General features: G+C 39.6%; 20 protein-coding genes and 2 pseudogenes. 6 read left to right on the forward strand and 16 right to left on the reverse strand.

Annotation, left to right across the window (positions count from 1 at the left end):
* Window positions 1–23: 23 nt before the first annotated feature.
* Window positions 24–176, forward strand: a pseudogene (locus tag PCC7418_RS19710) (type I methionyl aminopeptidase); the annotation flags it as partial.
* A 79-nt stretch (window positions 177–255) separates the two neighbouring features.
* Here the strand turns inward: PCC7418_RS19710 and PCC7418_RS04610 are convergent.
* The 5 genes and pseudogenes from PCC7418_RS04610 to PCC7418_RS04630 form a co-directional block, all read right to left on the reverse strand.
* Window positions 256–2,622, reverse strand: a complete 2,367-nt coding sequence (locus tag PCC7418_RS04610; protein WP_015225007.1) for a hypothetical protein — start codon at window positions 2,620–2,622, stop codon at window positions 256–258.
* A 65-nt stretch (window positions 2,623–2,687) separates the two neighbouring features.
* Complete coding sequence (locus tag PCC7418_RS04615; protein ID WP_015225008.1) at window positions 2,688–4,328, reverse strand: phospholipase D-like domain-containing protein; 1,641 nt, start codon at window positions 4,326–4,328, stop codon at window positions 2,688–2,690.
* A gap of 197 nt (window positions 4,329–4,525) precedes the next feature.
* Window positions 4,526–4,768, reverse strand: a complete 243-nt coding sequence (locus tag PCC7418_RS04620) for a hypothetical protein (RefSeq protein WP_015225009.1) — start codon at window positions 4,766–4,768, stop codon at window positions 4,526–4,528.
* Between the two features lie 199 nt (window positions 4,769–4,967).
* A complete protein-coding gene (locus tag PCC7418_RS04625; RefSeq protein WP_015225010.1) occupies window positions 4,968–5,210 on the reverse strand; it encodes a hypothetical protein in 243 nt (80 codons plus the stop codon).
* 66 nt (window positions 5,211–5,276) lie between these two features.
* A pseudogene (locus tag PCC7418_RS04630) lies at window positions 5,277–6,368 on the reverse strand (ISAs1 family transposase).
* 19 nt (window positions 6,369–6,387) lie between these two features.
* Between PCC7418_RS04630 and PCC7418_RS20420 the strand changes: the two are divergent.
* On the forward strand, window positions 6,388–6,525 hold the full coding sequence (locus PCC7418_RS20420) for a hypothetical protein (RefSeq protein WP_171814883.1): 138 nt from the start codon (window positions 6,388–6,390) through the stop codon (window positions 6,523–6,525).
* A 213-nt stretch (window positions 6,526–6,738) separates the two neighbouring features.
* On the opposite strand, the gene PCC7418_RS04635 is transcribed toward PCC7418_RS20420, so the two are convergent.
* The 4 genes from PCC7418_RS04635 to PCC7418_RS04650 all read right to left on the reverse strand — a co-directional run bounded on the left by PCC7418_RS04635 (window position 6,739) and on the right by PCC7418_RS04650 (window position 13,726).
* Complete coding sequence (locus tag PCC7418_RS04635) at window positions 6,739–8,283, reverse strand: DNA2/NAM7 family helicase (RefSeq protein WP_015225011.1); 1,545 nt, start codon at window positions 8,281–8,283, stop codon at window positions 6,739–6,741.
* Window positions 8,250–9,740 carry a DUF2357 domain-containing protein gene (locus PCC7418_RS19275; protein ID WP_015225012.1) on the reverse strand — a complete coding sequence of 497 codons (1,491 nt, stop codon included), beginning with the start codon at window positions 9,738–9,740 and terminating at the stop codon, window positions 8,250–8,252. Before PCC7418_RS19275 ends, PCC7418_RS04635 begins: the two co-directional genes overlap by 34 nt.
* Window positions 9,740–12,682 carry an AAA family ATPase gene (locus PCC7418_RS04645; protein WP_051030521.1) on the reverse strand — a complete coding sequence of 981 codons (2,943 nt, stop codon included), beginning with the start codon at window positions 12,680–12,682 and terminating at the stop codon, window positions 9,740–9,742. The genes PCC7418_RS19275 and PCC7418_RS04645 overlap by 1 nt, the downstream gene beginning before the upstream one ends.
* A gap of 150 nt (window positions 12,683–12,832) precedes the next feature.
* On the reverse strand, window positions 12,833–13,726 hold the full coding sequence (locus PCC7418_RS04650) for an ROK family protein (RefSeq protein WP_015225014.1): 894 nt from the start codon (window positions 13,724–13,726) through the stop codon (window positions 12,833–12,835).
* A gap of 45 nt (window positions 13,727–13,771) precedes the next feature.
* On the opposite strand from PCC7418_RS04650, the gene PCC7418_RS04655 reads away from it, so the two are divergent.
* Window positions 13,772–14,386 (forward strand): ribonuclease HII, encoded by a 615-nt coding sequence (locus PCC7418_RS04655; RefSeq protein ID WP_015225015.1) that lies wholly within the window; start codon window positions 13,772–13,774, stop codon window positions 14,384–14,386.
* Between the two features lie 8 nt (window positions 14,387–14,394).
* Here the strand turns inward: PCC7418_RS04655 and PCC7418_RS04660 are convergent, their stop codons facing one another.
* From PCC7418_RS04660 to PCC7418_RS04670, 3 genes are all read right to left on the reverse strand, one after another.
* Window positions 14,395–15,015: a cupin gene (locus PCC7418_RS04660; RefSeq protein ID WP_015225016.1), complete on the reverse strand. Its 621-nt coding sequence runs from the start codon at window positions 15,013–15,015 to the stop codon at window positions 14,395–14,397.
* Window positions 15,016–15,106: 91 nt separating this feature from the next.
* On the reverse strand, window positions 15,107–16,255 hold the full coding sequence (locus PCC7418_RS04665) for a hypothetical protein (protein WP_150107025.1): 1,149 nt from the start codon (window positions 16,253–16,255) through the stop codon (window positions 15,107–15,109).
* Window positions 16,256–16,501: 246 nt separating this feature from the next.
* Entirely contained in the window at window positions 16,502–17,086 is a 585-nt protein-coding gene (locus PCC7418_RS04670; protein ID WP_015225018.1) for a DUF1997 domain-containing protein, read from the reverse strand.
* 233 nt (window positions 17,087–17,319) lie between these two features.
* Here PCC7418_RS04670 and pheA point away from each other — a divergent pair, with 233 nt between their 5' ends.
* Together pheA and PCC7418_RS04680 are read left to right on the forward strand one after the other, a co-directional pair.
* The gene (pheA, locus tag PCC7418_RS04675; protein ID WP_015225019.1) at window positions 17,320–18,171 is read left to right on the forward strand and encodes a prephenate dehydratase; all 852 of its coding nucleotides are present in this window, start codon (window positions 17,320–17,322) and stop codon (window positions 18,169–18,171) included.
* 45 nt (window positions 18,172–18,216) lie between these two features.
* Window positions 18,217–19,629 (forward strand): phospholipase D-like domain-containing protein, encoded by a 1,413-nt coding sequence (locus PCC7418_RS04680; RefSeq protein WP_015225020.1) that lies wholly within the window; start codon window positions 18,217–18,219, stop codon window positions 19,627–19,629.
* 53 nt (window positions 19,630–19,682) lie between these two features.
* Here the strand turns inward: PCC7418_RS04680 and PCC7418_RS04685 are convergent, their stop codons facing one another.
* From PCC7418_RS04685 to PCC7418_RS19715, 3 genes are all read right to left on the reverse strand, one after another.
* Entirely contained in the window at window positions 19,683–20,237 is a 555-nt protein-coding gene (locus tag PCC7418_RS04685; RefSeq protein WP_015225021.1) for a Dps family protein, read from the reverse strand.
* A 147-nt stretch (window positions 20,238–20,384) separates the two neighbouring features.
* Window positions 20,385–20,741: a ferrous iron transport protein A gene (locus tag PCC7418_RS04690; RefSeq protein ID WP_015225022.1), complete on the reverse strand. Its 357-nt coding sequence runs from the start codon at window positions 20,739–20,741 to the stop codon at window positions 20,385–20,387.
* A 23-nt stretch (window positions 20,742–20,764) separates the two neighbouring features.
* Complete coding sequence (locus PCC7418_RS19715) at window positions 20,765–21,028, reverse strand: Asr1405/Asl0597 family protein (protein ID WP_015225023.1); 264 nt, start codon at window positions 21,026–21,028, stop codon at window positions 20,765–20,767.
* Between the two features lie 427 nt (window positions 21,029–21,455).
* Here PCC7418_RS19715 and PCC7418_RS04700 point away from each other — a divergent pair, with 427 nt between their 5' ends.
* Window positions 21,456–22,037 (forward strand): Uma2 family endonuclease, encoded by a 582-nt coding sequence (locus PCC7418_RS04700; RefSeq protein ID WP_015225024.1) that lies wholly within the window; start codon window positions 21,456–21,458, stop codon window positions 22,035–22,037.
* Window positions 22,038–22,067: 30 nt separating this feature from the next.
* Here PCC7418_RS04700 and PCC7418_RS04705 read toward each other — a convergent pair whose 3' ends face one another.
* Window positions 22,068–22,562: a Coq4 family protein gene (locus tag PCC7418_RS04705; RefSeq protein WP_015225025.1), complete on the reverse strand. Its 495-nt coding sequence runs from the start codon at window positions 22,560–22,562 to the stop codon at window positions 22,068–22,070.
* Window positions 22,563–22,709: the final 147 nt, after the last annotated feature.

Consider the following 22,709-nt stretch of genomic DNA (forward strand, 5'->3'; position numbering starts at 1 on the left):
CATCCTAATGATAGCGGTCATGACCGATTGTGAATGCGGGATCAAGATTTACTCGTACATTGCGCGATCGTTGGACAGTTGCTACTGTGGATCAATCTCTCTCCCCCCAGTTTGAACATACTGTATTGGTGACTCAAGATAGCTATGAAATTCTAACGGATCGGAATCATGTCTAAGTTAATTGGAAATAACCACGCAGGGAATGGAATCGGTTAGCCGACAGGTTTTGTTATGAGAAATGAAACCACAAAGTTTTTAAGCTAGTTCTACAAGTTTTATAATTTCTTTCTCTGTTGCTTTTCCTGTTATTAAGTCAGAGAAGATTTCATTGAGAGACTTATCTATGGGAACTTGTCTGAGAATAATGTTTTCAGATTGATAATGTGAAACCAGTTTTTGAGCAATCTTTCTTTCTTCTGAGTTCTCTGTAAAAAAATTGGAGTCGTGTTCAGAAAAAGTGAGAAGGTAAATAAGAGCTAAAAACGCATTTTGTAGGTATTGTTCATTAAGTGTATTATTTCTGTCCATGATAAAATTACTAATAGAAATGAAGTGATCACGGTAGTTTATGATATTTAAATTAGGCTGTTTAAAATTATAATACCATAATAAAATTCTGCCATATCCCCATAAGTATTGACTGTTGATTAGTTGATAGTATTCGTTGAAGAGACTAAAATATTGTTTTTGATATTCCATTTTAGTCGCTGTTCGTGCTAAAAACTGTAGGTATTCATCATGTAAGTTATTTTGTGTTATTTTTTGCGAATTTATGATATTTTCTTGCAGAAAAAAATCAGTCAGATCAAAGTGTTTTGAAAATTGATATAGCTTTCCAATATACTTAATTTTTGCTACTATATCTTTAGTGAAGGAATTTAGTTGTCTCCTTTGTTTGTTTGTTATTTTTTGAGAATATTTTTGATGTATTTCTTCTAAATCCGATTTTGTAGTTTCAATAATAAGGTTGACTTTATCTAAAACTAATCGATTAATTTTAGTAATAAAATCTCCATCAGAATTAGGATTAATGTATTGAAATAACTCCAGATTATTGTTTTTACCTTTTCCCATTTGTTGAGAGATTGGGTTGAGTTTAGTTGCTGATAAATCTGCTCGATTTTGGCTTAAAATATTACTAGTTTTATTGTAAAACTCCTGAAAGCGACTATCTTTTTTAAGGTCATTAATTTGACTGGTTGATTTGTCTTCTCTATGATCTAGGATTTTTTCAGAAGGAAGATAGTAATAATAAATCGTCTGTCTTAATCGTTGATCTAGATAAGATGTAATTTTATAACTTGAATCAAGACAGTTAACATTTAATTTCGGCGTTTTTCCTGGGGTAATTTGAAACTCAAAAGTTATTTTTATATTTTCTTCTCCTTGCGGATTTTTGACTTCAATGACATAATCTTGCGGTTTCCCGTCGATGAGATAATTTTTCCCGTTGACTTGGATGGGAAGATGATTGGGTTGTGTTTGAGAAATGAAAAATTCCTTTTGCTGCGTTTCTGGAATGATTCCTTGTAGGGTTTGAGGGTTTCCTTCATAGGAAATATTGTTATCGGAATTAGTCAGTTGAATCCATTTTGCTTCATTTTTAATTCTCACTTGATATTGAATTCTATCTAAAGCAATTCCAAATAAGGGAAACTCGTTTGTTGCTTTTTCTGCTAAGACTTTACCAAACTGCGACTCGTCGGGATTAATATAAACTAAGTTTGAGTTTTCCCGAGACAGAAAGTTATTCCAGTGACTGACAATGACAAATATATGATCTCGATGATGATTGCTTAATCTTTCTAACGCAGACAGGTTAACCGTTTCTGTGATTATATTTCTGATTTCGTCGGGAGAGACGGTAATAGTTTTATAGATTAAATTTTCCCCTGTGTTGATTTCCAGAAGAATTTGACGCGGGGAAGAATTGACAGAAGAGAGTTGTTGGAGAAAGGCTTGTTTTTTGAGATAATGGGAAAGGTGCGCGATCGCGCTGGGATTTCCTACCCGTTGCGGGAAATGAGTTTCTAAGAAATAGTGACTCAGCGATTCAATGATTCTGTCGTAATTCGATTTAACTTCCTCGGAAATCTTTAATTGGAAATTAGATTGCTGATCTAAAATCGGGATGGGATAACTACTGTTGGAATGCGACTCTAAACGCAGGGGTAGCAGTTGCTGAGGATGGAAACTATCTAGATCAATTAACACTAAGCGTTGATTTTCCCCTAGTTGTGGGAGTTGGGAAACATAATTCCAGTAAAGATACGCGCTTCGATAGAGATAGCTTTCGTTGAAACCAAAGATTCCTCGACTACTTAGCGTCATTAAGTCGATGGTGTCGGGGATAATAAATAGTTGTTTGTCTTCTCCGTCTGTGACTTCTTCTCCGAGATGTTGAGGGGAGGGAGGATGAGGGTTAAAGGTTAAGGAGTCGGGTAACTCATCCACAAACAAGGGTTGAGGGAGGTAAGGATAATGTTGATGGTTTTCGAGGAAGCGTTTGTAGTTTAAGGGGAGAGAGTTTTCCTCTGGAGATAAATCTTTGATCGATTTTTCAAATAAATATGCGTCTTGGCAGCAGTTGGGATAAGATTCTAAGTTAAATAGGCGTGTCATAATTCAGTTATCAGTTATCAATGAATAAGAATAATGTTGGGTTTCATTTCTTTCTACCCAACCTACTACTTTCTACGAAGTTGCTGACGGATAGAATTAATTTCAGCGAGAGAGGTTGTCTTATACATGAGATCAACAAAAGCGTTACTCTCACTAGAGAAGGTAAAGTTTACTCCACCGAGATAAGCGACACGGTTTCCGAGAATAGTTACTTTTGCGTGTAAATGGGGGATGGTGTGTTGGGGGAAATTTCTGATTCTGTCTCTCCAGACTTCATTGACAAAAATGTTGGGTTGAGAATAACGAAGTAATCCCGCGAGTTGGGGAGAGGGAGAAAACCGACGAGTGTAGATGGTGATAGAATCATTTTGTTTCTGGAGTTGACGCATTAAGTCTTCTTCATATTGTTGTGGGGTGAGAAAATGATCTGATGTTATTTTTGTTGTCTGGGAGGAGAGGGAATGGAGATAAAACCCGTCTCCTTGTTTCAAGGGAATGACTTGATCTTTACTCCGAGTTTCCCAAAATTGCTGAAACAGATCGATTAAGTTTTGATGTAATGGAGGATGACAGGTAAAGATACCCGCTTCTAAGTTAAAGTCGAGACTCCCTCCTGTGAGATTACATGATCCGAGATATGCTTCTTTTTCGGAGATGTATGTTTTCAGGTGAAACTTTCCACTTCGGATGGAGACATTATGATTGAGAAGTTGACGGAGACAAGTTTTTTTGCGACGGTTACTCTCTTCATAAGATGAGGAGTCGGTTTCGGTTTGGGTGTCTATGGAGTCGATGACTTCTTCTCTCAAGTCAGTGAGTATCCAGACTCCCTGAGGAAGTTGTGTCGCTTTCTCACAAATCAAGTTAGTAATGGTTTCGTCTTCGATGATGTAACTGGAGATGAGGAGAAATTGATCTGCGTTGGAGATTAGTTTTTCAATTTCCTGACGATGTTTCCGTCTTCCGATGAGAAAGTCGGTTTGTCTGACATCTTCTCTGGGTTGAGGGGAGAGAGTCTGGGGAATATTGCGAGAGGAAGGAGGAAGATATTGTAAGACTAATTCTCGGATGGGTGTTGCGACGGAATAGATATCTTGTTGGTTTTGGATGATCTTGATAGATGCTTTTACTAGAGAAGAGACTTCCTCAAGGTTTAACCAGAGTTGGAGATGATGGGTTTCTAAACAAGGTTTTCCCGTCTGGAGTGACATATATATAGATGCGAGTTGTTGAGAGGGAGATAATTTTTCCCATTGCGCGATCGCGCTTCTTCTCAAATATTGGATAATCTTAGGAGGAAGATCAGCCGTTTTGTTATCCTCTAGCGTTATCTGATAATATCCTTCTTGTGTTGTCTGTTGGGGTTTCCAACTGGGAAGCTGCGGATCATCTGGAGATAAATCTAGGATGTCATTGGTTTCCTGAATTTGAAATTGATAGCGATACCAACAGGGAGAAGATAAGGGATAGGAAGAAGGAGGAAGATTAAACAGAGATGTTTCTAAAGCAAACAATTCTCTAACAGTGGTTTGGGGAAGGAAGTCTAAACCGAAATGGTTATAGACTTGTTGGAGGTGACGACAGTGATGTTTAACTGCGATGGTTTTAATGGTTTGAGATAATTCTTCTAGAGATATGGTTTCAGGATGGGTGTCTGGTTGGGGGAGACGAGAGAAGTTACCGTGAAGTTTGGATTTGATTTTCATTGTTTCACCTTCTTTGTCGGAAATAGATATATATCCCCCTAACCCCCTTCGTAAGGGGGGAATGATGGGTTGATGTGTGGTGTTAATTGTTGAAGATGGGATGAGTAATGGAAATCTTTGATTTTCATTGTTTCACCTTCCTTGTCGTTTCTAGGTTGGGATGAGAGAGAAGTGTGTTTGTCTTCTTCTATCTTTCTTTACCAGGTGATGAGAGGAAGATTAAACTCAGATGTTTCTAAAGCAAACAATTCTTTGACAGTGGTTTGGGGAAGGAAGTCTAAACCGAAATCAGTATAGACTTGTTGGAGGTGACGACAGTGATGTTTAACCGCGATGGTTTTAATAGCTTGAGATACGTCTTCGAGAGATATGGTTTCAGGATGGGTGTCTGGTTGGGGGAGACGGTAGAAGTTACCGTGAAGTTTAGATTTGATTTTCATAGTGTGTTACCTTCTTTGTCGGAAATAGATATATATCCCCCTAACCCCCTTCGTAAGGGGGGAATGATGGGTTGATGTGTGGTGTTAATTGTTGAAGATGGGATGAGTAATGGAAATCTTTGATTTTCATAGGGTTACTTTCCTTATCGTTTCTAAGTTGGGATGAGAGAGAAGTGTGTTTGTCTTCTTCTATCTTTATTTACCAGGTGATGAGAGGAAGATTAAACTCAGATGTTTCTAAAGCAAACAATTCTTTGACAGTGGTTTGGGGAAGGAAGTCTAAACCGAAATGGTTATAGACTTGTTGGAGGTGACGACAGTGATGTTTAACTGCGATGGTTTTAATGGTTTGAGATAATTCTTCGAGAGATATGGTTTCAGGATAGGTGTCTGGTTGGGGGAGACGAGAGAAGTTACCGTGAAGTTTGGATTTGATTTTCATTGTTTCACCTTCTTTGTCGGAAATAGATATATATCCCCCTAACCCCCTTCGTAAGGCAGGGCTGTTTCATTCTATCAAAATGGGGAGTAGCCAAAGCCTCTGTCCAAGCCATCTTCGCCCTTCGGTAATTGATAAAAAGCCTAATAATCTAAAAAGATTGAGACAAATGGTCTTTAAAACTGAAAAGTTGACTGCTGACTGAAGATGGTGTATTGGGGAAGTATCTTCAGCAAAAATAACATCTTTGACCCAATGTAGTTGGTTTTCAATTCCCCAATGTCCCTGAATTTTTTCACTAAATTTTTTAGCTGTTTGATCACAACTACTTAAATAATAACGATTTGATGATAAGGCTTGTCTTTTCGATAACCTTTCCTTTCTACTTTAATAAAATACTGACTTCCTTGCCAAATCTTAGGAACTTTTTCTGGAAACTTCAAAAACAGAGACTTGGCGAGTAATTTGTCGTCCATGACTCGTGTCGGTGCAGATATTCTCTTGAAAAGGAATCTGATTGTGAGCAATTTCTTCTAAACTGTTGTACAACTTAGGTTGATTTTTCTTAACCGCAATTACATAATCATTATGAGAGCGATTAATCGTTCTAATTGTTTCTTTTTGACAGTGGACAGCATCTAGAGTCAAAATCTTATTGAATAAAGGTGTATTATCCACCATTTCTCGAACACAGTGAATTTCTGAAGTCTTTTTATTCTCCAATTTTTCCAAGGCTAAAACCAATCCATTTTCTTGAGAAAACCAAGAGACAATTGAAGCAAAATTCTGTTTATTTCCGTAGGTATCAGTTAAAGTTGATTTAATACTTTTGCCATCGATCGCGATCCAATCTGGAATTTCTTCTTTTGAAGATAATTGAGTTGCCCATTGATTAAAAATTGGAATTAAATTATCATTTTCTATTCCCATCATGATTCTTCTAATGGTGGAGTAGGATGGAACTTTAAGGTGAGTATTTTTGGCAAGGCGAAGAAGATAGTCATGATGATTCTTAGCAAAAGCAGATAGGTCTCTATAACTTAAACAACCTACCATTAGCCCTAAAATAACAATTAGGAGTATCCACCATAGGGGATATCTTTTTCCACTGGAATCCCGCCAGTCCTTGACTTGTTTTAAGAAACTGATTAAACTAGACATATTAGAAATTTTTCTAAAAATGCGCGATCAAATCTTCGATTTGGTGCGCGGAGCGCAATCGCGCTGTGGATTTAGTTACGCGATCGCGCTTTACATTTACAATTTTACCCCGAGAATGAAACAGCCCTGCCTTCGTAAGGGGGGAATGATGGGTTGATGTGTGGTGTTAATTGTTGAAGATGGGATAAGAGTGGTGTCTGTTTCAGGGAGACGGTAGAAGTTACCGTGAAGTTTAGATTTGATTTTCATTGTTTCACCTTCTTTGTCGGAAATAGATATATATCCCCCTAACCCCCTTCGTAAGGGAATGATGGGTTGATGTGTGGTGTTAATTGTTGAAGATGGGATGAGTAATGGAAATCTTTGATTTTCATAGGGTTACTTTCCTTATCGTTTCTAAGTTGGGATGAGAGAGGAGTTTTGAGAGAAGGGTGTTTGTCTCTCTCCATTGGGAAACATCTCCCAAGATCATCAGATGGGTTTTCCCTCTGGTTAACGCAATGTTGATCTTTTCTGGGGAAAGGGTATCGGGTGAGATGTCGCAACATAAAACAATCATCAGACTTTCTTTTCCTACCCAGTGGGTAATGTCTTTAACTCTCACTTGGGGATAGATATCTTTGATGTTGGTTTGTATTTCATTACGAGTGGTTTCAGAAAAGGTAATCACTCCCACATCGGAAGTCTGTTGAGGAGGAAGAGAGGAGAGATACTCTAACAAGGGTGAGGAAAAGTTACTGTCACGAATATCCCACCATGACAGATGAGGATGAGAAGGGAGAGAAGTCTCTAGCGTATCTATATATATGTAGTTATTCTGTATCCATCTGTTGCTGATCAGATCATAAATGGGGGTTGCGAGTTGAGGATGAAGGCGATATTGTTCGCAGAGGGTATAGGTATAACAGGGAAGAAGATGATGGGATAACCAGTGGAAGCTATAAGGATAGCGATGAAAGGAAACTTTTTTCCGTTGTCTTCCTGTTTGACGCTGTGGGATTTCTTCACCGAGTAACACCAGTTTATCTCCCATTCCCGCAATCAAGATTAAGTCTTTCCAGTGGAGATGGTGGGAGTCTTCGACAATGATTAAGTCAAAGGGGGTTTGGTGTAACCATTGCTGTTGGGGTTGTAAACAGTCTGCGATCGCGCCTAAAATAGGACTGTTTCTTTCACTACGAAGGTTTTGGATCAGTTTCTCTCTTCCTTCGGCTGATAAGTTTTGATACAGTTGGAACAGTTTGAGTTGTTCCCGCAATAACCCAGTATGTGTCAGAAGTGTCTTTGCGAGTAAGTCTCTTCTGGTTTCTGTCAGATCAGGAAACTCGGTTTCCAGTTGTTGACTCAAGGTTTCTCTAGAAGGAGAGGTGGTTTCTATTCTCTGTAACCATGTTTCTAGTTTTTGTGGTGTTCGCAGTTGATCTAAAATTCGATCGGGAAGAAGATGGGGAGGAGTGTAGTTAATCTTGGGATGATTCAGTTGTTGTTGGAGATTAAAAGATGATTCTCTCCCCACCCAATAAGGGAAGTTGGGTAAGTCTTGATAACTCTCTAGTGTTGTAGGAAACTTGCTTAAAATTAAAACTCGCTTTTGCTGTTGAATCGCTGCGTTGGCTAAGTTGTAAGCAATACGGGTTTTTCCTGTGGCGGGTTGTCCTAATAGTAGCGCGATCGCGCTGTTTCCCGCAGCTATTTCTAAACCAATTTTCTGATTCCCACTCACGGGAAGGGATGAAGTGATTCGTTTCAGGTTTAACTGACTCCGTTGAAAACAATAATATCTCTCCCCACACACGGTTTCTAAAATTAACTTTATCGGTGAGGTGGGAGAGGTTTGGAGTTGAATCAGTCTCTCTCTTTCCCATTCTTGATGACAAGTCGCTATGAGGTTTTCCCAAAATTGTTGTTGATCCATTGTTCAATAATTCTAGCGAGGGTTTGTCTAATGTGGGTTAACCCGTCTTCGGTAAGAGGGTGAGGAAGTTGTTGTAACCAAGACGGATAAATGTCTAGGTTGTCATCGGGAGGAGATTCTAAAAAAAAGACAATTCCTGTTTCGGTTTGAAAGTAGATTTCTGCTTCTTGTCTGGTTTCCAGACTGGGAAGATACCAAAAATTCCAAATCTTCAGGTGTTGATCTTCTATAGTTTCGCTGTCTAACCAGTTGACGGTGACAGTTAATATCCAATCACAATGGGTTTCTCCTGTTGTCGGTTTTCGGAGTTGAAACTGATAAACTCTGTCTCGCAGAAAGATCATAATCGGATCAGGATTACTCTTAGACAAATATTCTCCATATTCAGGAGTTTTGCTAACAGGGAGACTCCCGAGAAGAGAAACATAACTTCCCGAGAAACAGGTTAAGGTTGCTAAGAGACTGACTCCCACCCAATCACTAAATAGCCGTTGACGATATGACCAAACTTTTTTAGTTGAATATCGCTTTTCGATATAGTCGAGATATCCTTGATAGAAACGGCGGTAGATGGGATTTTGTTGTAAAACATAGTTAGGTTTGGTGAAATGATATTGTTGTGTCTGGATGTTTTTTACTTCAGGTAACTGATAAAATCCATCAATCGATCGCTGAATCTTTCCCACTTCTTCTTGATACTGAGTGTTTCCCGTCTCTCGATACTGACGACAGTTAAGATGAAGGATACGACAACAGTAAACGAGAAATTTATTTTCGGGAGTGTTGTAATCTTCTTCCCGTTTTATCCCCATCAGTTGCTGTTTCGATCCTGCTTTCTCTGCTGCGGTTTTCCCTGGTTTTCTCACATAGTCTCGCAAACAGTATTCATCCATTTCTTGAATTTTCCCCACTGACATCATCTCTGGTTTTCGTCGCAGTTGATGACGGAGTTTTGTGGAAATCAAGCGCAGGTTATGGGTGAGTTGGTATCGTCTTTCTAAGCTGACAACGAGAGGAAGTTTTGCGTCTTCGCGGTTGAAATTTGCTAACGCAACAGGAAGCTGAATCAAGAGATAGTTTCCGTCTTCTTTTGGGGAATGAGATTGAGTGGTAATCTGGTTAAATATCTGATTAAAGACAGCGATTAGTAAAGTATTCTGATCATCAAGTCGTTTTCCCAGTCTCTCTTCCCAGTGGGGAATTTCGCTTTCATCTTCAATAGTTTCGATGTCTAAAACTTCATCTGTCACTGTCAGGGAAATGTTGTCATCGGTGAGAGAAATGGTTGTCTGTAACTGATTGTCTGGAGGGAAAACATCTGTTGGTTTTAGGTAAGGAAAAGAGATTTCTAGAGTGGTGGAATGAGTGGTAAGGATCGCGCGATCGCGCCCTTCAATTACTCGATCTTCCTCCCCCGAATGATCATTAAGATAAGCGAATAAGTTGGGATAAAGCATCACTGATTATCTCCCGCTTCTTCATATACTAACCCGCGCCATTGAAACTGTCCAAACTTACCTTGTCGCGCATTTTCAAACGCATGAATCAGACTTTTATCATCAATATCTTGGAGAATTGTTTGTAATTCATCTAATTCTGATTTGGCTTCATCTACCATCAAACCGCGCAACTTGGGTAAGATTTTTTGACCAAACTGATCCGCGATCGCGCTTTTAAATTCTGGCGAATTACTATCAACAACACTAGGATAATTTACAACATATTTTGTAACCGCTTGATACACCCGATGGGCGAAGGGATAGCCTAATTTTTCCATCACTTGGTTAGTTTGATCAAGATAGTCTTTAACGTTTTCAACTACCGTGTCATTTTGATGCGGTTGTTTAATCCATCCTTGAAAGTCATTATAACTTAAATACTCAACGGGAGTTTGATGACTATTACTGTTTCCTTTCAGTTGTAACTGAGAGGGTTTTCCAAAAGTTAAAACGTTCGCCCGATCTAATACTTTATCCGATAAAGTCTGTGTAGTTTCATCTTCATTCATTGTTCCCACAAACAAAAATTGTTCAGGGAGTCTCACTCGTCTTTCTTTATCAGGAAGGGGAAGACTTCCCACATCAATATATAAATATGTTGCTTCAGATCGGCGGGTTTCTAACTTGGAGAGAAACTCACTAAAATAATATTCTACCCGTGCTAAGTTCATCTCGTCTAACAACACAATTACCAATCTGTCTTGTAAGGTTTCTTGGTGATTAAACTGATATAATCCTTGCATCAAATCAGTAGGTTTATATTTTTGTTCGACATAGTTATAAAAGCCTAATAAATCTTGAGGAGAATCCCAGCGCGGTTGAACTGGAAGCATCAAAAATTGTGCGCCAATAAACTTCGCATATTGTTGAGGAAGTTCACTTTTTCCTGTCCCGCTAATCCCTGCTAAAATGGTAAGGGCTGAGATATCTTGAACTTTTAAGGAAGTGTGAAAACTTTTAATCGCACGACTGGGAAAACTCAATCCTTGATTGTGTAAAAACTCAGAAAAACGGGTAATAAATTCGGTTTCGCTTTCAATTGTTTTCTGTGTTTTTGGTAAATCTTTTATAGTCCAGTAACCTTCTTTTAGCGATTTCAAGGCTTGTTCTGAACTTTCATTAATTGCTGTAATCTCTCCTTTTAATTGCTCAATCTCTCTTTCTAAATCCTGCTTTTCCTGTTTTAAACGAGTAACTTCTCCATTCCGAGAGTTTATTATTGTTTCCAATTGACTGATTTCACTGTCTAACTCTCTTACCCGTGATTCTCTTTCACGAACTTGCCAAATTAAATCATTTACTCTTCTTCGGTGTTCTTGTATTTCCTGATAATCAGGTTGATTATTTTGAATTTCTTGTAAGATGCGATTTCTTTCTGCTTCTAATCGTTCAATCTCTGGACGTAGTTCCTCAATTCGATTTTCATGTTCTTGTCTTTCCGCATCCAAACGATCATAATTGACTCGGATAAACTCTAAATCAGTTGTTATTTGATTTAACTCTTCTCTCTGTTGCTGTAACTGTTCAATTTCCTCGGTTAAAGATTGTGTTTGAGATTGTTTTTGACTGATATCACCTGCTAATTCTGCTTGTTGCTGTTGCTGTTGATTGAACTCATTTTGTTGAGTTTCTAATTGTGTTTCGAGTTGTTGGAGTCTTTCTTGTTGTCGTTCAGTTTGTTGCTGTAAAGATTGGATTTTTCCCTGTAAACCACTGCGACTATAACGAAGTTCCTGAATCTCTTTTTGTAAGGCTTCCTTATCTGATAAATTGGGATAATCTTGATTAAGGGAAGCAATACGTTCTTCTAAATTATTGAGAGTTTGTTGTTGCTGATTTCGTCTATCTTCAAGTCGTTGAATTTCCTCATTGAGAGGTTGTAATAAAGATTGAGTGCGTTGAATTTCCTCTTCTCTTTCTTGAATAATCCGATCGCGCTGTGCTTGTAAAGATTGAATTTCTCCTTGTAACCCACTGCGGTTCAAACGTAGTTCCTGAATCTGGCGTTGAAGTTGTTCTCTTTCTGATAAATTGGGATAATCTTGATTAAGGGAAGCAATACGTTCTTCTAAATCATTGAGAGTTTGTTGTTGCTGATTTCGTCTGTCTTCAAGGGGTTGTAATAAAGATTGAGTGCGTTGAATTTCCTCTTCTCTTTCTTGAACAATCCGATCGCGCTGTGCTTGTAAAGATTGAATTTCTCCTTGTAACCCACTGCGGTTCAAACGTAGTTCCTGAATCTGGCGTTGAAGTTGTTCTCTTTCTGATAAACTGGGATAATCTTGATTAACGGAAGCGATACGTTCTTCTAAATCATTGAGAGTTTGTTGTTGATTTCTGTTCCGATTTTCTATTTGTTCACTTTGCGATTTTAATGAATTAATCTCCTGTTGCTGTTGCTGTCGTTGTTGCTGTAAAGACTCAATTTCTCCTTCCAATCCTCTTTTATCTAAACGATACTTAGCAATCGTCTGTTTTAAGGTTTCTTGTTCTGACAAGTCAGGAGAGTCATAGTGTAAACTTTCGATTCTGTTTTGTAAATCCTGTTTATTCTCTTCTAGAGTTTGAAGGCGTGAATTCAGTTGATTTAATTCTTCTTGCTTGCTTACAATTCGACCATTAGTTGTTTCGAGTTCAGCTTTCTTGTTGCTAAGTTCAGTTTCCAGTCTTGCGACATTATCTTCCAAGGAAGAAAGTTTTCCTTGTGAGTCTTGATATCTATCAATTATGCTATTTTGAAAGCTGATATTTTTGTATTGTAATCCAATACTAACTCCCTGAATAACAATTCCTAAGATTAGTATTCCTAATACATTAAATCCTATCCCTGCTAAGCTAAGCAGAAAACCGATCGCGCCCAAACTGACTAAGATGCGATTATTGTTCCAATTCAAGTCCATATCTTTCCGCACATTGAGCACCAGTTATACATGATCTGAGTTAATTAAATCTCACAATCTTTAAGTGTCAAATCACATAAATATTACTGATTATTGTAATAATGAATAACTGATCTAAGAGCGATTTCGGACTTTATTTTACATTTCTTTTCAGAATTGATTCTTTTCCCAAGCGAGTTTAGCAGCCCCCACCATTCCCGCTTGATTGCCCAATTGTGCTGTTAACAGTTGTAAATTCATCCGTGAAATGCCAACCACACGCTGTTCAATTTCTTGCTGTGCTGCGGGTAAAAAGAAGGCTGCACTGGCACTAATTCCCCCACCGATAATAATGGCTTCTGGGGTCAAAACATAAATTAAACTGGCTAATCCTGCCCCTAAATCACGGCCATAGTCTTCCCAAAAGGCAAGGGCGGTTTGATCCCCTGCTGCTGCAAGTTTCCCTAACTCAGCAGGCGTTTTTTGCGTTTTCCGTTGAATGGCTTGCACGCATAAATGTTGTTCCAGAGAGCCATGATTGCCACTATTGCAGTGATCGCCGTAAGGATTGAGGGTAATTAACCCTAACTCTCCCGCAGCCCCATAAGGCCCCGTAAATAGTTGCTGATCAAGAATAATTGCACCGCCAACCCCTGTCCCAAGAGTCAGTAAGATTAAATTATTGACATGGCGACCCGCCCCCAGCCAAGATTCCCCTAAGCCTGCACAGTTCGCATCATTGGCGACAAACGTCGGGAGTCCAATTTTGTTCTCTAACAGATCTGCTAAAGGAACATCGCGCCAACCTGCAAGATTAATCGCAATCAGAGCAATTCTTCCTGTGGCATCAGTAGGACCTGGTGTGCCAATACCGATCGCGCAACTGGTTTGTTTGGGATCAAGTTCTTGAATAGCAACCCGCAGGAAGTCGGTCACTGCTTCTGGATCAGGGGGTTGCGGAGTCGGTAAGGTGGTCTGTTGGAGACAAGTGCCATTTTGCAAAAATTGTCCCAGTTTAATTGCGGTTCCGCCTAAGTCGATGCCAATAACCGTGGGCTGTTGCACAATAAGTAATAATGAATCAACAACTGACCATTATCTCATTAACTCATGAATCTGGAAGCACAGACCCTCGCCAAAATGCACCCCTCTACTCTCGTCGCTGCTGTGGATGAAGTGGGAAGAGGGGCATTATTTGGTCCTGTGGTTGCAGCAGCGATCATCATTCCCGCAACGGAATTATCCCAGTTAAATGAAATTGCAGCCAAAGATAGTAAAAAACTTTCAGCCAAACGGCGAGAAGCCCTAGCAACAGAAATCAAAACGGTTGTTGCTGATGTTCGTATTGGTTACGCCACCGCAAAAGAAATTGATGAGATTAATATTTTGCAAGCCTCCTTAAAAGCAATGGGAAAAGCGGTCAAAAAGTTAACCCCACAACCCGATCTCTGTTTTGTAGATGGTCGGTTTAAAGTGCCCGATTTGGAGGTGTCTCAAGTGACTTTAACGCAAGGAGATGCGAGATCACGCGCGATCGCAGCAGCCAGTATTATCGCCAAAGTCTGGCGAGATGACCTCATTGTGAGGCTGTGGGGAGATCAATATTCTGAGTATCACTTAGCGACGAATAAAGGGTATGGAACATCCGCCCATCGTCTCGCTATTCAACAATATGGCCCCTCTCCCCAACATCGTCTCTCCTTTCGTCCTTGTCGCCAAGATTAGAATTAAGGTTAATAAGGTTTCGCTTGGTGAGTCGTTGGGTCAAATTGAAACCGTTGTCGGCTATGGGTTTCCCCATACAGATTGAATGTCACCAACTCCTGTTCACCGATTGCTTGCACACAATGGATCGCCGATGGAGTAAAGCTAATTACATCTCCGACTCCTAGGATTTTTTCTCCCACAGGAATGATCTTGTCAGGAAACTGGGACTCAGGTGCGCGTTTCCACAATAAATTTTTTTCCTGCCCTTGCAAAATGGTGACAATTCCCCAAGTGCCATGATTATGAATTGAGGATTGTGCGCCTCGTTGATAGGTTTCGATTTGAACAGTTAAGGGATATCCAATTTCATCGTAAAGGCTAAGGGTGAGTGTCTCAAAGTTGGGGGAAGGCTCTGGTCGTTGAGTTTGCACCCAATAGGAATTGAGGACAAGTTTTCGCACCAGTTGGCGTAGCTGAGGAAGACAATCACATTGATCCTCTGTCCTTGATTGCTTCAGGAGGTCTTCAGTTTCCGTTAAAAAGCGGTGGAAATAGTAGGGTGTTTCCAGCAAATCCCATTCTCGGGCGGTGGGGCAGATCTGGCACTCCCCTGTTTCTGTAACCATCCAATCCTGACCAGTAGTCATTGACCTGAGCCTCTCGATCTGAGTTGATCACTATTATATCCAACGGCAGCACCTTGGCGCGTGCAGCGATTTCTGTAACAATCTGGAACTTTCACCCTCTCTGAGTAACTGATGGGAGATTAAGTGTACGTTCCAGCTTGGCTACGATTTCCCGATGTGCGTCAGGGTTAGGTAAAGACTCAATCATCAGGGCTTGATTTTTTGCAATCACTAAGACTATTAAATCAGGTTCAGGAATTAAGATAACTGCCTCAATTTCGGGTGTTTTTAATTGCCCTTGTTTCTGTTTGCCAACATAATATTTCAGTAAAGACTGATCCAGATAAATCTGTTGGGTACGGCTCATTCTTGCCCCTTGAAAAATGATAATTCCCACCGCTAAACCAATTTCAAGATAACTTTCTAAATCAAAATTTGGACTGAACCATTGTGTGATACTGGGCCAATAGATAATCGTTTGCTGCTGGCTCAAAAAAGGGGTCAAAAAAGCGTCAACAATTGCGCCAAATCGCACCATAAAATTCGTAATAATAATAACAAAAATTAGAAAGCCCGATTTGACTAAAATTTGTTTCAAGAGTTGCCAACTATCCCGTAATCGCCATTGAGAATAAAGATGATATTTGTTACTTTTTGAGTTGACCTTAATTGTATTTGAGTTGCTCTCTGTACTGGGGGATAACTCATTAGTTGCGTAAGGATGATTCCCTTCGCTATCTAGAAATATAATTGGAATTTCTAACAGGTTGGCTAATTGTTTGGCTTTAGTGAGGGCTTTTTCTGGTGTAGTTTCTTCAGAAACTAAAAGATCAGTATCATCTTGTAAGAAAATAAGGACTTGCCAACATTGCTTGATTTCAGCTTGAAACCCATCGCTATATAGTGTTCTTGGAAAAATGGCAACTTCTTTAATCCGTGCGCGATCAAATTCTAAATCAATGGTTTGACCTTTGGGTAAATATTGTCTTGACTCCAGTTTATCATCAGTAATTTTGAGGGCAACAAGAAATTTATTCTTAGGTTTGTTATAATAATTTTGCGCGATCGCGCGATCAATCAGCCAGAGTGTAAAAAATAAAGCTAAAATCAGTCCTCGATAGGCTTGCAAATGAAAGATTGCAAGAGAAAACAGAGAGAAAATCAGAAATAAAATCAGATTAGTTGCTTCATTTTCTATCGTTTTCCCAAAAATCAGTTCCTTCCAAATGCTCTCCAAAATAAAATCATAGATTTTTTCCAAGAGCTTTTTTATTTGAGCAAAGGGAAAAACAAGCCTTGAAAACCAAGTTTTCTGAGCATGGTAAACCGAACCGCGAAAATACATCTTTAATCATCATCAATCATGAGTCATTAGGTAGAGACATTCCACGGAACGTCTCTACACTAGTGATTCGTTCTCTGGGGAAAAGTTGTCACTCACTGTCCCCATCTTAGTACGTAGTCACTCCCTCATTATTCATTGTTAATGATTAATTATCAATTGCTCTCATGCTGTTTTTGGAGAAGAAACAGAAGATTCTTGGCTGCTTGTTGTTTCGGTTTGGTTCGCCCATTTCTGATAATCAGAAATTAACTGACTCATAATCTTTTGCTTAATGCGCGTTAACACACTTTTTAATAAACCATTACCTGTTGTTTCCAACATCGGTCGCGGGGTAAACCATAAAGCAGGGGGTAAATCTACATCAACGGTTAAATTGGCAATTCCTCGCAGATCAGTCTTACCGTTTTCTTCTACAGGTTCTAATTTACCCTTCAGTTGTAAAGAAAACCGATCATTAATGTAATCATTCCCTAAAACCTCACAACTTTCTGAGGTTAGTGTTACAGCCCCCTTACTATCAGAAACAACTTTCAGCACCGCAGACGGTTGGAAGTGATAGAGATCAAGAAAACTTAAAGGGCGCATTTTTAAGTGAAAGCGGTTCTCCGAGAGAGGTGTCATTAGTTTTGGATTCGCAATTGTTTTCACCAAACGTTGCGGTTGGCGTAAATAATGTTGAATCGGTGTCTTTTCTGGCGGAACAGTCAAATTAACAGATTCAGACGCGGTAAATCGTACAGTTTCCATAAGATTGGTTCAACTCTCTCAGCATAAACTCTGATCTCAATCCTCTCATTGTCTATTCCAGAGAGATTGAGAAGTAAGCGTGTGTGTTAAAGAAACTTCACATCGTTTAATAATTAGTATAAGAAACGCAACTCTAGTTTATCCTCTTTCCTAAGCAACAAAGGAATTGTGAGGAAAACTCTGCTGTAAGTAATAGAGAATTGATCAAAAATAAGAAATAAAGAACGAAGATTATGACGTTTTCAATTGCTCATTTAGGCCCCACTGGGACTCATACAGAAACAGCAGCATTAGCTTATCGACAATGGTTACAACAGACTCAAGGACAGGATTCGCTTTTATGCCCTTATGCCAGTATTGCTCAAACTTTAAAGGCGGTTGCTGAACAAGAAGCGGATTTTGCGGTTGTTCCTGTGGAAAATTCCACGGAAGGAAGTGTTACAGTTACCCTTGATACTTTGTGGCAATTGGAAGGACTACAGATTCAAAAGGCGTTAGTCTTACCTATTACTCATTCTCTGCTGTCTCAGGCTCATTCTCTAGAGGCGATTCAAACCGTTTATTCTCATCCCCAAGCCCTTGCTCAATGTCAAAAAGCACTGGAATCTTATCTCCCACAAGTGCAGTTAGTCCCCACCCCCTCCACCGTTGAGGCGTTACACTATCTTGCTGAGGAAGCAAATCGTGAACATTGTGGCGCGATCGCGTCATCTCGGGCTGCTCAATTATATAATTTACCGATTTTAATTTCTTCTCTCAATGATTACCCTGGCAACTGCACTCGGTTTTGGGTAGTTGGTTTACAACCGGCTACCAACGGAAAATATATTTCATTGGGCTTTAGTACAGGAGTCAACCAACCAGGGGCTTTAGTGCGCCCTCTTTCTGTGTTTGCCCAACGAGAAATCAATTTAACGCGCATTGAATCTCGTCCCACCAAACGCTCTTTAGGGGAATATCTCTTTTTTATTGATATTGAAGGGAATGCCAGCCATCCTCATGTCAAAGCTGCTTTAGAGGATTTACCTCAATATACTGAAGTTCTCAAGATTTTTGGGAATTATGATGTATTACCAATTGATTAATTTAACAGAATGAGAGTGAAAACTGCTATATAATCATCAATCATCATGTTCAATCGTTATCTTCTCTTATCTATTTTTAGCTTTATTTTCATCACGTTAAGTGGTTGTCGTCAAAATAATAATTTAACGTCCCGTCCAGAACCACTTCCCCAAGATGCTTTGATTCAAGCCTACTTTAATCATAATTCTTCCCGAGGGGCCAATTATACTGATCCCTACCGCCAAAAAGAACGTCCTGGAGATAACTTAGAACAAATTATTATTGATGCGATTGCTTCGGCGGATCAGACAATTGAAGTTGCCATCCAAGAGTTTCGATTACCCAAAATTGCCCAGGCTTTGGTAGAAAAAAAGCGGGAGGGGGTCGCCGTGCGAGTGATTCTAGAAAATGATTATCGTCGTCCTTGGAGTCGTTATTCTCAAAGTGAAGTTAATCAGATGAGTCAGCGCGATCGGAGTCGGTATCAGTCTGGATTTAATTTTATTGATCTGAATCGAGATGGCACTTTAAACCGCCAAGAAATTGAACAGCGAGATGCCTTAATTATTTTAGAAAAAGCTGGCATTCCCATTCTTGACGATACGGCTGATGGGACAAAAGGCAGTGGTTTAATGCACCACAAATTTATGATTATTGATGAAGAAATACTCGTAGCAACATCTGCTAATTTTACCTTAAGTGGAATTCATGGCGATTTAGAGAATCCCAATACTCAAGGGAATGCAAATAATCTATTAACGATTAAAAGTGAGGAGTTGGCTAGTCTTTTTCTCACAGAATTTAATTTCATGTGGGGGGATGGTGTCGGCGGAAAAGAAGATAGTCAGTTTGGGTTACAAAAGCCAAAGCGCAAGGCTTATATGGTTAATATTGGTAGTCAGAAGGTACAAGTTAACTTTTCACCTCTTTCTAAAACTGAACCTTGGGAAAATAGTAGTAATGGCTTTATTAATCAACAATTGGCTCGCGCTCAGAGTTCAGTTAATTTTGCTTTATTTGTCTTTACTGACCAAAAACTAGCCGATACCCTCGCTCAAACCCATCAAAGAGGAACGAATATTCAAGGCTTAATTGACTCAGGATTTGCTTATCGTTATTACAGCGAAGGTTTAGATCTGTTAGGGGTGATGTTAGCCCGAAATTGTAAGCCCGAAAAAAATAATAATCCTTGGAAACCTGGGCTTTCTTCTGTTGGCTTTCCTGAACTTCCAGAAGGAGATAAACTTCATCATAAATTTGCAGTTGTTGACCAAAAAACCGTTATTACAGGCTCTCATAATTGGTCAGCTTCCGCCAATTATCAAAACGATGAATTTGTGCTCGCGATCGAAAGTCCTACTGTTGCAGCCCATTATGAACGAGAATTCCAACAGTTATACGATCGCGCTGTTTTAGGAATTCCCCCATGGCTACAACAACGAATTCAATCTCAAAAGCAAGAATGTCCGAACTTATGATCTATGCCCCCCGAAGTGGCGGAGGGGGCTAGGGAGTATTTTTCCAATCGGAATTAGTTGCTACCGTTTCCGACAAAAGCAGCAGTTAAGCTATCGTGGGCTAAGAAGTGATCTAAGTGATAAGCTCTTTCTTCTGTTTCTAAAAGAATTTGCTCGTATAAGTAGCGGGTTGCGCGATCGCCAAGGCTTTCTGCTTGTGCTGCTTGTTGACGTAAGAGTTTAATAACGGCTTGTTCTGCACTGAGATCATGTTCTACCATGGTGCGAGCAGCATACGCTCCATCGGCTTCTGGTTCAATTTGACACAGTTCTGCGAGTTTACTAAAACTTGCCACGGGAACACCGCCAATGCCGTTTAAACGTTCAGCGAGATCATGAACATGACCTTTGACTTCATCATAAGATTCTTGGAAAAACTCGTGTAAGGAGTAAAATTCAGATCCTTCAATGACAAAATGATGCTTTTGATATTGAAGATAGAGAGCCTGGAAGCTAGCAATAGCAATATTTAATCCTTCACAAACCGGTTCTGTAACATTTTTTTCCAGTAAGACGGGATTTTCCTTTACTTCTCCAAATGCTTGGAGTAAGCCTTGTGCAGTAGCCATGGGAATTTTACCTTAATAGCGATTTTTCTTGATGCCATAATATTAGCAAAAAGTCTGATTTGTTGACAAATAAGAATTATCCGCTTTTTCTCAGTAATTGAAACTCATTCTTATCTAGAGAATTTTTAATATAAAATTAATCAATAGTTAACTAGTAAAATAAAAAGGACGGACATAAATCTGTTGCGCGATCGCGCTCTTGAGAGTTACTTGTTGACCAATCACCTGAATACGTACCGCCCCTCGTTTTGTTGTTCCTAAAACCAATAAATAAGTCCCAACCGTAACACCAGCAATGGGGAAATGATAGTTATAAGGAATCGCAGCAATCTGCACCCAGTTCCCTTCTGTCACTTCTACAAGGGGAAAACTATTGGGAGGAGGAGAAGAGACGGATTCTTGAAAGTGACCGCCTAAATAGGTAAAACGCCAAGGTTTCTGAGGTTCGTGATCCTCAGTTTCATAATCATCATCATGGGTTTGGAAGAAAAAATTAAATGCCATTGTTCTTAATCACTCAATTTTCGTTAATCGCTTTCATACTCAGGAAGTTGCCAGCACTGCTCTAAATAATGGCTAAGCGCGTTACGAGATGCAGAAATACGCCACATAACACTCCAAAATTGCCAAAGTTTTAATGGGGTTGCTAACTCCACTTCCAAAGGGTGGTTACAACGGCACTGACAAGGAATTTGTAGCTCTAATAACCGTTGATAAACTTGCCAACGTTCTATGCACTGACAAGGAATTTGGGTTCTTATTGCTGATTGTTCAGAAGAATTATGACTCATTATGTTCAATAAATAAGAATAATTTGCAATTATTAAGGGACATTAAAATCACTCAATCCACAGCCTCACCTGAGGCAAGCCAGACTGAGTTTTCGGAAAATTCAATTGTAGTTGCTAGTTTACCCTTAAAGATAATAGTTTGCAACTATCATTGCGATTTTTTTATGATCGCCCAATTCTATATTTCAAGGGCAATCTAGAGTTTTCTCAATCATTACACGCAAAAGCTGTCTTCAGCAGAGTAGAAGGCAGTAATGAGTTAGAGTTGCAATAATCAATTCAAATTGACATCTGGAAGTGCTTTTACACCGTTTCTAAGGGGAAATGCCAATAACTATCGGGAGTCCATGTATCAGGATTGAAAGTGGAAGTGCGACCCCAATGATTTATGCTAGAATAGCCCTATTTCAGTCCCACAAACGATTCCATGACTACACTCACCTTGAATCTTTCTTCTCTAGTTGATCGGATTAGCGATCGCCAGTTAGAAGCTCTTTCTCGCGATAATCCCGATGCTCGATTGGAAACTGATCGTCAAGGTCACTTAATTTTTATGCCTCCAACGGGTGGTGAAACTGGAAATCGCAATGGCGAACTGTTTTTTCAAATCAAACTTTGGAATAAACAAAGCAAACTAGGTGAAGTTTTTGATTCTTCTACTGGTTTCAAGTTGTCCAATGGTGCAGTTCGTTCTCCTGATGTTAGCTGGGTCACTAACTCCAAATGGAACAGTTTAACCAAAGAACAAAAAAGAAAATTTGCCCCCCTCGATCCTGATTTTGTGCTCGAACTGATGAGTCCTAGTGACGATCTCGATCAGTTGCAAAATAAAATGAAGGAGTACATCAACTGCGGAGTCAACTTAGGTTGGTTAATTAATCCCGATGAGAGACAAGTAGAAATTTACCGCCAGGGGAAGAAGAAAGAAGTATTAAATAATCCTTTGACCCTTTCAGGTGAAGATATTCTGTCTGGATTGGTTGTAGATTTATCCGAAATTTTTGAGTAAACAGCGATCGCGCATCCTCTCAATATTTCTTTACATTGAAATCTGGAAGTATTTTTGCACAGTTTCTAAGGATAAATGCCAATATTTCTCGGGAGTCCATGTATCAGGATTGAAAGTAGAAGCGCGACCCCGTTGATAAGCAGAGAGCAAAGCCTTTCGTAATTGCACCTTCCCAATAGTGCGACGGGCTTTTTTCGATAAAGCAAGTCCAAAAATGAGGTTGATAGGATGCCACTTTGCCCCCAGTAAAAACGCCTGTACTTGCGCTTCTCCAAGAGGATCAACCCCATAACCAGTGAGAACATGAACCCCATCATGATATTGCGGACGGCGGAGACCATAATCAAACGGGGTTAGGTGATTTGTTTCGACAAAGTCTGCCCAAGTGCGACCAAATGTTCCCACAGGGAGTCGGCGTAATTCTGATAAGGGAACGAGAGGGGTTGCATCGGGATGCTGTTTTTGATGGTATTGACGCAACCCAATGAGGAATTTAGGTAATTTCGGATCAGTGTTTTGTTCCATCTTCTTATCGCGGTGATGATTCCCTCTAGAATCTTTAGATTTAGAAAATGTAGAAAATGTAGGTTGGGTTGAAGTAATGAAACCCAACAGCAGAAACAGTTTTTAACAAAGAAGGACGTGCTAGCCCCTCTACAGTGATTTCAGCAG

The organism is Halothece sp. PCC 7418, from assembly GCF_000317635.1.
In the GTDB taxonomy this organism is placed as follows: domain Bacteria; phylum Cyanobacteriota; class Cyanobacteriia; order Cyanobacteriales; family Rubidibacteraceae; genus Halothece.